The 12974-nt window shown below is 69.0% G+C and carries 13 protein-coding genes; 6 read left to right on the top strand and 7 right to left on the bottom strand.

Features of this window, described 5'->3' with window-relative positions; all coding sequences use genetic code 11:
* Positions 1 to 21: 21 nt before the first annotated feature.
* Positions 22 to 1413, top strand: coding sequence for an FAD-dependent oxidoreductase (locus tag ACZYW1_RS05510; RefSeq protein WP_463783938.1), 1392 nt, complete (start codon positions 22 to 24; stop codon positions 1411 to 1413).
* Positions 1414 to 1434: 21 nt separating this feature from the next.
* On the opposite strand, the gene manA is transcribed toward ACZYW1_RS05510, so the two are convergent.
* The 4 genes from manA to ACZYW1_RS05530 all read right to left on the bottom strand — a co-directional run bounded on the left by manA (position 1435) and on the right by ACZYW1_RS05530 (position 5751).
* Positions 1435 to 2661 carry a mannose-6-phosphate isomerase, class I gene (gene manA, locus ACZYW1_RS05515; protein WP_463783941.1) on the bottom strand — a complete coding sequence of 409 codons (1227 nt, stop codon included), beginning with the start codon at positions 2659 to 2661 and terminating at the stop codon, positions 1435 to 1437.
* Between the two features lie 21 nt (positions 2662 to 2682).
* Positions 2683 to 3771 (bottom strand): TobH protein, encoded by a 1089-nt coding sequence (locus ACZYW1_RS05520; RefSeq protein ID WP_463783942.1) that lies wholly within the window; start codon positions 3769 to 3771, stop codon positions 2683 to 2685.
* Positions 3768 to 5165, bottom strand: coding sequence for a phosphomannomutase/phosphoglucomutase (locus tag ACZYW1_RS05525; RefSeq protein WP_463783944.1), 1398 nt, complete (start codon positions 5163 to 5165; stop codon positions 3768 to 3770). Before ACZYW1_RS05525 ends, ACZYW1_RS05520 begins: the two co-directional genes overlap by 4 nt.
* A gap of 148 nt (positions 5166 to 5313) precedes the next feature.
* Positions 5314 to 5751 (bottom strand): DUF3499 domain-containing protein, encoded by a 438-nt coding sequence (locus ACZYW1_RS05530; protein ID WP_463783947.1) that lies wholly within the window; start codon positions 5749 to 5751, stop codon positions 5314 to 5316.
* Between the two features lie 161 nt (positions 5752 to 5912).
* Here ACZYW1_RS05530 and ACZYW1_RS05535 point away from each other — a divergent pair, with 161 nt between their 5' ends.
* Complete coding sequence (locus tag ACZYW1_RS05535; RefSeq protein WP_463787696.1) at positions 5913 to 6335, top strand: metallopeptidase family protein; 423 nt, start codon at positions 5913 to 5915, stop codon at positions 6333 to 6335.
* 67 nt (positions 6336 to 6402) lie between these two features.
* Here the strand turns inward: ACZYW1_RS05535 and ACZYW1_RS05540 are convergent, their stop codons facing one another.
* Positions 6403 to 6765, bottom strand: a complete 363-nt coding sequence (locus ACZYW1_RS05540) for a WhiB family transcriptional regulator (protein WP_463783949.1) — start codon at positions 6763 to 6765, stop codon at positions 6403 to 6405.
* A 343-nt stretch (positions 6766 to 7108) separates the two neighbouring features.
* On the opposite strand from ACZYW1_RS05540, the gene cofD reads away from it, so the two are divergent.
* The 4 genes from cofD (at position 7109) to ACZYW1_RS05560 (ending at position 11019) form a co-directional block, all read left to right on the top strand.
* Positions 7109 to 8101: a 2-phospho-L-lactate transferase gene (cofD, locus tag ACZYW1_RS05545; RefSeq protein WP_463783951.1), complete on the top strand. Its 993-nt coding sequence runs from the start codon at positions 7109 to 7111 to the stop codon at positions 8099 to 8101.
* 49 nt (positions 8102 to 8150) lie between these two features.
* Positions 8151 to 9500 (top strand): coenzyme F420-0:L-glutamate ligase, encoded by a 1350-nt coding sequence (locus ACZYW1_RS05550; protein WP_463783953.1) that lies wholly within the window; start codon positions 8151 to 8153, stop codon positions 9498 to 9500.
* Entirely contained in the window at positions 9497 to 10048 is a 552-nt protein-coding gene (locus ACZYW1_RS05555; protein WP_463783954.1) for an NUDIX hydrolase, read from the top strand. The genes ACZYW1_RS05550 and ACZYW1_RS05555 overlap by 4 nt, the downstream gene beginning before the upstream one ends.
* 62 nt (positions 10049 to 10110) lie before the next feature.
* Entirely contained in the window at positions 10111 to 11019 is a 909-nt protein-coding gene (locus ACZYW1_RS05560) for an NAD(P)H-binding protein (RefSeq protein WP_463783956.1), read from the top strand.
* Here the strand turns inward: ACZYW1_RS05560 and manB are convergent.
* Both manB and ACZYW1_RS05570 read right to left on the bottom strand, forming a co-directional pair.
* The gene (gene manB, locus ACZYW1_RS05565) at positions 11016 to 12089 is read right to left on the bottom strand and encodes a mannose-1-phosphate guanylyltransferase (RefSeq protein ID WP_463783957.1); all 1074 of its coding nucleotides are present in this window, start codon (positions 12087 to 12089) and stop codon (positions 11016 to 11018) included. The two genes, ACZYW1_RS05560 and manB, sit on opposite strands and share 4 nt — an antisense overlap.
* On the bottom strand, positions 12089 to 12946 hold the full coding sequence (locus ACZYW1_RS05570) for a glycosyltransferase family 2 protein (protein WP_463787697.1): 858 nt from the start codon (positions 12944 to 12946) through the stop codon (positions 12089 to 12091). The genes manB and ACZYW1_RS05570 overlap by 1 nt, the downstream gene beginning before the upstream one ends.
* Between the last annotated feature and the right edge of the window lie 28 nt (positions 12947 to 12974).

Below are 12974 nucleotides of genomic sequence, written 5' to 3' on the forward strand. Positions count from 1 at the left end.
AGTACCGAGTACGGTGGCGGAATGAGTGGGGGAAGCGCTCGCGGTCACGCGATTGTCATCGGCGCCAGCATCGGCGGGCTGTGCGCGGCGAAGGTGCTGTCGGAGTTCTACGACCGGGTCACGGTGTTCGAGCGCGACGAACTGCCGAGCGGGCCGGGCAATCGCACCGCCGTTCCGCAGGGCCGCCACGTTCACCTGCTGATGGCCCGTGGCGCGATGGAATTCGACGGGCTGTTCCCGGGGCTGCTCGACGACATGGTGGCCTCCGGTGTGCCGATCCTGGAGAACCGCCCGGACTGCATCTACTTCGGCGCCGCCGGACACGTGCTGGGCACCGGACATACCCTGCAGGACGAGTTCACCGCCTACGTGCCCAGCCGTCCGCAGCTGGAATGGCAACTGCGGCGCCGGGTCCTCGAGATTCCCAATGTCGACGTTCAGCGCCGCTCGGTGGCTCAGCCGTCTTTCGACGTCGACGCCCAGCGGGTGACCGGGGTGTTGCTGGACAGCGATAACGCCGAACCCGACTACGTCGCCGCCGATCTGGTGGTCGACTCCGCGGGACGCGGCACGCGGCTGCCGGTCTGGCTGGAGCAGTGGGGCTACCAGCGTCCTCCGGAGAAGACCGTCGATGTGGGCATCGGCTATGCGTCGCAACAGTTTCGGCTTCCCGAGGGCGCGATCCGGGAAAGGGTGGTCGTCGCCGGCGCATCGCGTGAGCATCCGCTCGGGCTGGGGCTGCTGGGCTACGAGGACGGCACCTGGACTCTGACGACGTTCGGCGTCGGCAAAGTCGAACCGCCGCATACCTTTTCGGAGATGCTGACGCTGGCCGACCAGTTGCTGCCCGAACACGTCGCTGGGGCGCTACGGCAGGCTGACCTGGTCGGCGAGGTGGCGTTCCACCGCTACCCGGCCAGCCGGTGGCGGCGCTATCACGAGCTGGACCGTTTTCCGGCCGGCATCCTGCCGCTGGGCGACGCCGTGGTCAGCTTCGATCCGACCTACGGCCAGGGTATGACGATGACGTCGATCCAGGCCGGTCATCTGCGCCGCGCCTTGGCGAGCGGCACCACGGACGTGGCCCGGGCGGTCAATCGGGCCACCGCCAAAACCACCTTCCCGGTGTGGACGATGACCGCGATCGGCGACCTCACCTTCCACCACGCGACCGGCGAGAGCCCGTGGTGGTACCGCCCCGTCGGCAGTCTGTTCGACCAGTTCCTCGGTGCCGCCGAGACCGATCCTGTTCTCGCCGAATGGTTTTTGCGCCGGTTCTCGTTGCTGGACAGCCTCTATATGGTCCCGTCGGCCAAGCTGGTCGGCCGCACGATCCGACACAACATGCGGCTGTGGCTGGCCGAGCGCCGCGCAGGGAAGCTGGACCGCGCCGGCGCGCTGGTCGACAGCTAGCGCTGCGTCGTCGTCGGCGCGCTACAGGCCGACGGTTGCCCGGAAGATCTTCGTCGGCTCGTGTGCGACCAGACGGATCGGGCCGTCGTCGGCGGCCACCCAGGCGGCCGCGCCGCGGGTCAGCGTCAGCTTCTCGGCCTTGCCGTGCACTGCCGTCTCACCCTCGACGCAGAGCAGGATCTGCGGACCGTCGTGGCGGGACGGCGCGTCCACCTCGTGACCGACCTGGTCGTCGCCGAGCGTGAGCATCGACGCCGCGAACTCCGTCGTAGGCGTGTCGTAGATCGACGCCAACCCGTCGGGGTGAGTCTGTGCGCGCAACTGCTGCACGGTGGTCGGGGTGAAGTTCAGGACGCGCAGCAGCTCGGGAACATCGACGTGCTTGGGGGTCAGCCCGCCCCGTAACACGTTGTCGGAGTTTGCCATCACCTCCAGGCCGACGCCGCGCAGGTAAGCGTGCAGGTTTCCCGCCGACAGGTAGATGCCCTCCCCCGGGCCGAGCGTGATCCGGTTGAGCAGTAACGCGGCCAGCACCCCCGCGTCGCCGGGATACCGCTCGCCCAGCTCCAGCACGGTCTTGGCCTCGGCGGCGAATTGCGTTGCACCGGAACTCAGGTAGCTGATCGCGCCGTCCAGGACCGATGTCACCAGCGTGTCGACGTGGGGCTGCGGCGCGGTGATCCAGGTGGTGAACAATGCCCGCAGCCCGTCGGCGTCGGACTGGTCGTTCAGCAGGTCGATGTAGGGGTCGAGGTCGGACACCGCCAGAGCGCGCAGTAGCTCGATGGTCTGGGCGGCGGGACGAAATCCGGCCAGCGCCTCGAATTGCTGCAGCGCAACCAGCAGCTCGGGCTTGTGGCTGGCGTCGCGGTAGTTGCGTACCGGCGAGTTGGTCGGGATGCCCAGCCGCTCCTCGCGCCGGTAACCCTCGGCGGCCTGGTCGGCGCTGGGGTGCGCCTGCAGCGACAGTGGTTCGTCCGCGGCGAGCACTTTGACCAGAAACGGCAGGGTGTCACCGAACTGGGCGCGGGCCGCGGCGCCGAGCTGGCCCTCGGGATCTGTGTCCACCGCCTGCAGCAACGAGACTTCGCCGTCGGGCTCTTGCAGCCAGGACGGGTCGCCCGGGTTGGCGCCCAACCACAGCTCAGCTTCGGGGTGCGCGGCAGGTACCGGGCGACCAGTGAACTCCGCGATGGCGGTCCGTGACCCCCACGCGTATGTCCGTATCGCGCCGCGTAATACCTGCACTTGCCATTACCTCAGAACCAGTTATCCCCGCACCAGCCGCAAATAAACCGCCGCCATCTCCAGCCGGACAGACAATATCGCCAGCTGCTGCTCAGCCCGCTGCGCGCCGGGCCGCGGCGCGAGACCGTCGGGCGGGTCCGGGACATCCTCGGCACCGACCAGGTCGACGTCGTGCAGACCGGCGACCCGGGACGCCACCACCGGCCGCTCGGCATCCAGCGTCAACACCAAAACCCGCAGCCGGTCGGTGATCGGACCGTCGATCTCCTCGTCGTGGAACAGCGATTCCGTCGGGTCGACGAACGCCGGTCCCGGCCCGGCCCGTAGCGCGATCAACGCGTCCGCCATCCCGCTGGCCGCGGCCACCTCGTGGGCTACCCGGAGCAGCACCGCCGAACCGTGGCGGGCCAACGCCAGCGTCGCCGCGCCGTCGCCGGCCAGCACCAACCGCCGCCGCGACGTGCGCTCGGCCAACGCCTTGGCCGGATTGGTGAACAGTTCGCGACTGGCGCTGTTACGCAACGCTTCCGCGTCCAGCTCGTCGGCCAGTGCGGCCAGGTCCACCCGCAACCGGGGATCGACGCTTTCCAGCACGGCCAGCCCGACGGCCAGGTATCGGCAGAGCGCGAACTCGGGCACGACCGGTAACCGGGGTTCGAGCACCGCGACCCGGCCCGCGCTCATGTCGCGCAGCGGGCCCTCGTAGGGTGCGGCGACCACCACGCGCGCGCCGCGGCGCACCCCGCTCGCGACGGCTCCGACCAGCGCCGGATCCTCGGGATCGTCGCCGGCCACGATCAGCACGTCGAGCGGTCCGATCCACGGCGGGGCCTCGGCCGCAACCACGATCGGCGCGGGCGCCGAACCCCCCACCGTCGCGGCCAGCATGGTGCCCGCCGTGTCGGCGGCGCCGCGCCCCGCCACCCAGATCAACGTGCGCGGACGGTCCAGCGCGTCGCGCACGGAGTCGAGGGCGCCTTCCTCGACCGCCGCGGCCACCGCCCGCACATGCGCGCCTGACGACGACGCCGCCCGCAGCAGCCCTTCGCGGTCGGCGCCGAGCAGGCCGTCGATGTCGTCGAGGTCGATCGCGGCCTGGGCCGCGTTCACGTCACCGCCTCCGGCTGGCTGACCTGCGCGCGGATCTCCGCGGCCACCTGCTCGACGACCGCGTCCACGTCCTCGGCGCATCGGCCCTCGACGTTCAGGCGCAGCAGCGGTTCGGTGTTGGAGGTGCGCAGGTTGAACCAGCTGCCTTCACCGAGATCGACGGTGACCCCGTCGAGGTGGTCGAGCGAATGAATGCGGTTGCCGAACGCCTTGAGCACCGCTTCGACGCATGAGGCGGAATCCTGGACGGTGAAGTTGATTTCGCCGGACGCCTCATAGCGCTGGTAGTCGGCGGTCAGCTCGGACAGCGGTCGCTCCTGGTTGCCGAGCGCGGCCAGTACGTACAGCGCGGCCAGCATGCCCGAGTCGGCACCCCAGAAGTCGCGGAAATAGTAGTGCGCCGAGTGCTCGCCGCCGAAGATCGCGCCGGTCTCGGCCATCAGCGCCTTGATGTAGGAGTGTCCGACCCGCGAGCGCACCGGCGTGCCGCCGCGCTCGATGACCAACTCCGGCACGGCCTTCGACGTGATCAGGTTGTGGATCACCGTGGCACCGATCTCGCGGCTCAGTTCGCGGGCGGCGACCAGTGCCGTCACCGTCGACGGTGACACCGCCAGGCCGCGCTCGTCGATGACGAAGCACCGGTCGGCGTCGCCGTCGAAAGCCAGCCCGATGTCGGCACCGTTCTCGACGACGAACTTCTGCAGGTCGACGAGGTTGGCCGGGTCCAGCGGATTGGCCTCGTGGTTGGGGAACGAGCCGTCGAGGTCGAAGTACAGCGGCAGCAGGGTGAGCGAGTCGATTACGCCGAGCACCGCGGGTGCGGTGTGGCCCGCCATCCCGTTGCCGGCGTCGACGGCTACCCGCAGTGGGCGCAGCCCGCCGGTGTCGACCAGCGAGCGCAGGAATTCGCCGTACTCGGCCAGCAGGTCGTGGTCGGTGACGGTGCCGGCGGCGCCCTCGTGCGATGCGACGCCGGCGATCAGGTCGTCGCTGATGGTGGCCAGCCCGGTGTCGGCGCCGACGGGCTTGGCGCCGGCCCGGCACAGTTTGATGCCGTTGTAGGCAGCCGGGTTGTGGCTCGCGGTGAACATCGCGCCGGGGCAGTCGAGCCGTCCGGAAGCGAAGTAGAGCTGATCGGTCGACGCCAGCCCGATCCGGACCACGTCCAGACCCTGGCCGGTGACACCGTCGGCGAAGGCGGCGGCCAACGAAGGCGAGCTGTCGCGCATGTCGTAGCCGATGACGACGCGGCCGGCGCCCTCGCTGCGCATCAGCCGGGCAAAGGCGGCGCCGACGTCGTGCACGAACGCCTCGTCGATCTCGGTGCCGACCAGACCTCGCACGTCATACGCCTTGATCACACGGTGAACAGCCGCAGCGGGCCGAGACATCGAGAGGGCTCCTGACGACGGGGACGTGTAGCCCGTCAAGCCTAGCCGGGCGACGATGCGGACCGGCACGGTCCGTTGAGGAGCTCATGCGTGACTCTGTTCGAGCACCCGCACTTCTGCGCCCTGGAGGCAGACGCGATGCAGAAAACTACTCCGACGGGTCGGGCAGCACCCGGAGATGACCGCGCCGGCGGCCGTTGGTGGCCGGGCGGGGAGCAGCGGACGTCAGCACACCGGCGGCCGGCGCCTCGGCCGGTGCGGCGGTCAACTGGCCGGCGACCTCGTGGAATCCGTTCACCGTGCCGCCACCGGCGGCGACGTCGCGTCCCTCCCGCACGGCTTCGGCCAGCGCGATCAGATCGTCTTCGTCGGGGTTGGTGGCCAACGGACCGGCGTGCCGGACCAGGTCCCACCCGCGCGGGGCGGTGATGCGGCCGGCGTGGCTTACGCAGAGGTCCCACGAGTGGGGTTCGCTGGCGACGGCCAGCGGGCCGACGACCGCGGTGGAGTCCGAGTACACGAAGGTCAACGTCGCGACCGCGTAATGCGGACACCCTGGCCGGCAGCAGCGACGAGGAACGTTCACGATCGAGAGGTTATCGTGCGAAAACGTCCACACGGCGGCGGACACGCGCAATGGGTCGGGCCAGGATGCCCAACCGTTACCATCGCCGAGTGAGCGATTCGCGCAGCTCCCCGCGCGGCCGCCGCCCGACGGGTAAGAGGGTCTCGCGCCGCGGCCGCGATATGCGCGGACCCCTGCTGCCGCCGACGGTGCCGGGTTGGCGTAGCCGCGCCGAGCGGTTCGACATGGCCGTCCTCGAGGCCTACGAGCCGATCGAGCGACGCTGGCAGGAGCGGCTGTCCGGGCTCGACGTGGCCGTCGACGAGATCCCCCGCATCTCGGCCAAGGATCCGGGCAACGTGCAGTGGCCACCGGAGGTGGTCGCCGACGGGCCGATCGCGCTGGCCCGTCTGATCGCCGCGGGCGTCGACGTGCGCGGCAGCGCCACGCGCGCGCGAGTTGTGTTGTTTCGCAAGCCGATCGAGCGACGGGCGAAAGACACCGTCGAACTGGCTGAATTGCTGCATGAGATCCTGGTGGCACAGGTGGCCACGTACCTGGACGTCGAACCGTCGGTGATCGATCCGACGATGGAAGACGAATAGCGGACGACCGCGAGCTCAGCCGAAGCCGGGCTCAGCGGGTCATCCGCTATTCGTCAAGCCCTGTAGGTCAGACGATTCCGCGCTTGAGGCGACGACGCTCACGCTCGGAAAGCCCACCCCAGATGCCGAAGCGCTCGTCATGGCCCAGCGCGTACTCCAGGCATTCACTTCGAACCTCGCAGCCGAGGCAGATTTTCTTGGCCTCGCGAGTGGAGCCGCCCTTCTCGGGGAAGAACGCTTCCGGATCCGTCTGAGCGCACAACGCACGGTCTTGCCACTGATCGGTTGCTTCCTCGATTGCCTCGAATTCGTCTTCGAAAGCGTCGGGAACCAAACTCAAATGGGGCCTTTGGGATACCCCTGTCAACGGCAGACCGGGAGCGGTGTGCGGTGTTCCTCCCATTAGCCCCCGAAGGTGTTCATAGGACATGCTCCGCCTCCTCACCTGGTTTCGTAGATCACACGAATGTCACCACTGTTTTGATGTCGGTCATCCCGATTCGAACATTTGATCGAATCTCGGTCTGCGACACCGAATCCGGCCGGCCAACCGAAATGACACTGCTGTGATTACACACGGGTAAGAGTCGATTCGCAAGCGATTGGACAGATTTCCATATCATCTCGTGACCTATTTTTTGCGGCACTGAGGCCGATGGGGCGTGGCGAGTCGGTCACACCAGTCACACAAGGCATTCCGGCACCATGCCCGCGTGTCGGCTTACCGACTCATCCGGGCGTCGGTCCGCCGGCCGCGCGTACTGTCGTGCGGTGTGAAGGTGACGGTTCTGGTCGGCGGGGTGGGCGGCGCGCGCTTCCTGCTCGGGGTGCAGCAGCTTCTCGGTCTCGGCCAATTCGCCTCCGCCTCTGCGAATGACGGTGATCACGAGTTGACGGCGGTCGTCAACATCGGCGACGACGCCTGGATGCACGGCGTGCGCATCTGCCCGGACCTGGACACCTGCATGTACACCCTGGGCGGTGGCATCGACCCCGAGCGCGGCTGGGGCCATCGCGGTGAAACCTGGCACGCCAAAGAGGAACTCGTGGCCTATGGCGTACAGCCGGACTGGTTTCAGCTCGGCGACCGGGACCTGGCCACCCATCTGGTGCGCAGCCAGATGCTGCGCGCCGGCTACCCCCTGTCGCAGGTGACCGCGGCGTTGTGCGACCGATGGCAACCCGGCGCCCGGCTGCTGCCGGCAAGCGACGATCGCTGCGAAACACACGTCGTGATCACCGATCCCGACGACGGCAGTCAGCGCGCGATACATTTCCAGGAGTGGTGGGTGCGCTACCGCGCGCAACTGCCCACCCACAGCTTCGCCTTCGTGGGTGCCGAAAAGGCAACTGCCACAATCGAAGCCACCGATTCCATCGCCGACGCCGACGTCGTCCTGATCGCGCCGTCGAATCCGGTGGTCAGCGTCGGGGCGATCCTGGCGGTACCCGGGATCCGTTCGGCATTGCGGTCGACCAGCGCACCGGTCGTCGGCTACTCCCCGATCATCGACGGAAAGCCGTTGCGCGGGATGGCCGATGAGTGCCTGAAGGTCATCGGCGTGGATTCCACCGCGGAGGCCGTCGGCCAATATCACGGCGCGCGGGCGGGAACGGGCATCCTGGACTGCTGGTTGATTCACGACGGCGACCACGCCGACATCGACGGGATCGCGGTGCGCTCGGTGCCGTTGCTGATGACCGACCCCCCGACGACGGCCGAGATGGTCAAGGCCGGGCTGGATCTAGCGGGGGTGGCGAGATGACCGCGCCGGCGACGATGCATCGCATGGCAATGCTGAGGAGCGGCGCCAGATGACCGAGCACGGCACCGCGTCGCCGATCGAGATCCTGCCGGTGACGGGGCTTCCCGAATTCCGGCCGGGAGACGACCTCGGCGCCGCGCTCGCGACGGCCGCGCCCTGGCTACGCGACGGCGACGTGCTGGTCGTCACCAGCAAGGTGCTGTCCAAGTGCGAAGGCCGGTTGGTGCCCGCCCCGGAAGACCCCGAGGAACGAGACACGTTGCGCCGCAAGCTGGTCGACGCGGAGTCCGTGCGGGTGCTGGCCCGCAAGGGCAGGACGCTGATCACCGAGAACGGGCTGGGTGTCGTGCAGGCCGCGTCCGGCGTCGACGGGTCCAACATCGGCACCGACGAGTTGGCTTTGCTCCCAGTCGATCCCGACGGCAGCGCCGCCGCCCTGCGAGCCGGCCTGCGGGAGAGCCTCGGCGTCACCGTCGGCGTCGTCATCACCGACACCATGGGCCGGGCCTGGCGCAACGGCCAGACCGATGCCGCGGTGGGCGCCGCCGGCGTCTCGGTGCTGCACGGCTATGCCGGTGCGGTCGACCGGCACGGCAACGAGTTGTTGGTCACCGAGGTCGCCGTCGCCGACGAGATCGCCGCAGCCGCCGATCTGGTCAAGGGCAAGCTGACCTCGATACCGGTGGCCGTGGTGCGCGGGCTACCCGCCGGGGTGGTGACCGAGACCAACGCCACCGCACGCCATCTCGTCAGGTCGGGCACCGACGACCTGTTCTGGCTGGGCACCGCCGAGGCCCTGGAACTGGGCCGCCGCCAGGCGCAGTTGCTCCGCCGCTCGGTGCGGCAGTTCGCCGACGACCCGGTGCCACCTGCGCTCGTCGAGGAGGCCGTCGCCGAGGCGCTCACCGCCCCCGCCCCGCACCACACCCGTCCGGTGCGCTTCGTCTGGCTGCAGACCGAGGCCATCCGAGACCGTCTTCTCGCGCGGATGCGGGACAAGTGGCGCGCCGATCTGACCGCTGACGGCAAGCCCGCCGACGCCGTGGAGCGTCGGGTGGCGCGCGGCCAGATCCTCTACGACGCACCCGAAGTCGTGATTCCGTTCCTGGTACCCGATGGCGCACACAGCTATCCGGACGCGGCGCGGACCGACGCCGAGCACACCATGTTCACCGTCGCCGTCGGCGCCGCCGTGCAGGCTCTGCTCGTGGCGCTCGCGGTCCGCGGCGTGGGTAGCTGCTGGATCGGATCGACGATCTTCGTCGCGGATCTGGTTCGCGCGGAACTCGATCTGCCTGGTGACTGGGAACCGTTGGGCGCCATCGCCATCGGCTATCCGCTCGAGCAGTCGGAGCCGCGCGACCCGGTGCCGGTCAGCGATCTGCTGGTGCGCAAGTGAGTGTTCGTACGTCGGCGATCACCCTGCTGTCCGACTGGCAACCGCCGGATCGCGCACAGGATTCGCTGCGCAACGCGGTGCTGGCATTTCTCGACGCCCGCGAGGACGCGTGCCGACGGGAATGCGTGCCCGGGCACATCACCGCGTCGACGCTGGTGCTCGACGACACCGGTGGCCGGGTCTTGCTGACGTTGCATCCGCGGCTGGGCCGCTGGGTTCAATTGGGCGGGCATTGCGAGGATGACGACGCCGACATTCTCGCTGCGGCGCTGCGCGAGGCCACCGAGGAATCCGGTGTGGACGATCTGCGGCTCTCCCCCGACCTGGTGGCCATCAACGTTCACGCGCTGACCTGCTCGCTGGGTGTACCCACCCGCCACCTGGACCTGCAGTTCCTGGCCCATGCGTGCGCCGGGGCGCAGATCGAGATCAGCGACGAGTCCGACGATCTGCGGTGGTGGCCGATCGACGCGCTGCCCGAGGGCGTCGACGACGGTCTGGTCTACCTGGTGCAGCGTGCCGCCGGCCGCGGCAGTCACCGGGAATAGCGGGGCCTCGGAGTTGGCTCTAATCGGGTAGACCCAACCGTCGGATCCCGCGAAGGAACGCCATGACCTCAGCGAAGTACCTGGTGACCGGGGCGGCCGGCGGCATCGGCGGAGTGGGCCGCATGGTCGTCGAAGATCTGCTGACCAGCGGGCTCGCGGTACGCGCCATGGTCCACCGCGACGATGCCCGCGCGGATGCGCTCCGCGACAGCGGCGCCGAGGTCGTCGTCGGAGACCTGACAAATCCGGTCGACGTCGCCGCCGCGCTGGACGGCGTCAGCCGAATGTTCTTCAGCATGAGTGTGTCCGCTTCGTACCTCGAAGCCACGGCCGTGGTGTGTTCGCTGGCCGCCGAACTCAGCGGCCTCGAAGTACTCGTGAACATGTCGCAGATGACCGTGTCGCAGATGACGTCGACCAGCACCACCGAGTCGCATCACCAGAGACTCCACTGGCTCGCCGAACACGTCGTCGACTGGTCCCCGGTGCCGGCCGTCCACGTCAGGCCCACGGCATTCCTGGAGAATCCGTTGTTCACCACGCTCGCTGCGCGTTCCATCCGCGAGCAGGGCGTGCTCGCACTACCTTTCGGCGCCGGCCGCACATCACCCATCGCGGCCCGCGACGTGGCCGACGTCGTCGCCGTCATACTGCGTGACCCCGCCGAGCATGTCGGCGCCGTATACGAGCTGACCGGGCCCGCCGCCCTCGACATCGACGGGCTCGCGGCGCAGTACAGCCGCGCGCTGGGGCGCGACATCGCCGGGCACCGCCTGGACGTCGACGACTGGGAGCGTGAGCTCACCGGCATCGGACTCGATGCGCATGTGCAGGAACACATTGCGACGATGGCGCGGCTCCATCGCGAGGACCGCTACGACCGCTCTACCGGCCAGGTGCAGGCGATCACCGGCCGATCACCGCAGACGGTCGAGTATTTCGTCGGCGCCCACCGCGAGCTCTTCGCCTAGACGTCGCTGGAGTAGCGGATCCCGCCGTCGGGAATCTGGACGCCCGGCCACACCCGTGCGCCGCGCAACAGTTCGCAGCGCGCTCCGATGTCGGCGCCGTCGCCGATCACGCCGTCGCGGATCAGTGCTCGCGGGCCGATGCGCGCGCCGAACCCGATGATCGATCGCTCGATCACACTGCCCGCCTCGATCCGCACGCCGTCGAAGACGACCGCGCCGTCGAGCCTTGCGCCCGGGCCGATCTCGGCACCGCGCCCCACGACCGTGCCGCCGATCAGCAGCGCCCCCGGCGAGACCGCGGCGCCGTCGTGCACCAACTGCTCACCGCGATGGCCGCCCAGCGCCGGCGACGGCGCGATGCCACGCACCAGGTCGGCCGAGCCGCGGACAAAGTCCTCCGGGGTGCCCATGTCACGCCAGTAGCTGGTGTCGACGTAGCCGCACACCTTGACCCCGTCGGCCAGCAGCGCGGGGAACACCTCACGCTCGACCGACACCTCCCGGCCGCGCGGGATCCGGTCGATCGTCTCGCGCGTGAACACGTAACAACCCGCGTTGATCTGGTCGGTCGGCGGGTCCGCGGTCTTTTCCAAAAATGCTGTCACACGGCCGTTTTCGGTCGGCACGCACCCGAACGCCCGCGGGTCGCCGACCCGGACCAGGTGCAGCGTCAGGTCGGCCTGCTGCTCGTGGTGGTAGTCCAGCATCTGCCCCAGATCAGCGCCGGACAGCACGTCACCGTTGAACACCATCACGGTGTCATGGCGCAGCCGGTCCACGACGTTGGCGATCCCGCCGCCGGTGCCCAGCGGGCTCTGCTCGGTCACGTAGTCGATCTGCAGGCCGAGTTTGGAGCCGTCACCGAACTCTGCTTCGAAAACTGTTGGCTTGTATGACGTTCCGAGTATCACGTGCTCGATACCGGCCTCGGCGATTCTCGACAGGAGGTGGGTGAGGAACGGCAGCCCGGCCGTCGGCAACATCGGCTTGGGAGCGGACAGCGTCAGCGGCCGCAACCGGGTGCCCTTGCCCCCGACCAGGACGACTGCGTCAACCTGCTGCTTGCCCATCACCGCCGCCGATCCGCCGAGTTACGCACCATCAACCGCGACCGCACCGCCAGGCCGGCTCGAAAGCCCCAACGCAGCGGCGCTCGCCACGGTCCAGAATGCCGGTCCGCGAGGTAGATATAGGTGCTTTTGTGGTGGGCGGCCAGATTGCGCGACGACTCCCGCGCGGTCGCGTGCCCTTTGTGGTGCAGCACCTCGGCCGTCGGTACGTAGACGTTGAGCCAGCCGGCCCGGCTCAGCCGGTCGCCGAGGTCGACATCCTCCATGTACATGAAGTACCGCTCGTCGAAGCCGCCGATCTGCTCGAAGGCGACCCGCCGCACCAGCAGACACGACCCGGACAGCCAGCCGACGGGTCGTTCACTGGGCTCCAGCCGTTCCTGCCGGTAGGCCACCGACCAGGGATTCTTCTTCCACAGCTGGCCCAGGACCGCGTGCATCCCGCCGCGGATCAGGCTGGGCAGTTGACGCGCCGACGGGTACACCGACCCGTCGGGGTCGTGGATCAGCGGGCCCAGCGCGCCCGCGCGGGGCCAGCGGGCCGCGGCGGCGAGCAGCGCGTCGATGCTGCCCGGTCCCCACTGCACATCCGGGTTGGCCACGATGATCCACTCGTCGGCGACTCCGTCGTGTTCGCCGAGCTGGGCGATCGCGCGGTTGACCGCGGTGCCGTAGCCCAGGTTGGAGCCGGTGGAGTACAGCCGCACGCCCGGATAGCGCTGCACCGCGGCCTCGGGTGTCCCGTCGGTGGAGCCGTTGTCGGCCATCACAACGCTGACCGGCCGCTCGGTCGCGTGCGACAGCGAGGCCAGAAAACGGTCCAGATGAACGCCCGGCGAATAGGTCACCGTGACCACGGGCAGGACGTCACTCACGGGTTGAGGG

The organism is Mycobacterium sp. IDUB_36 (genome assembly GCF_055419225.1).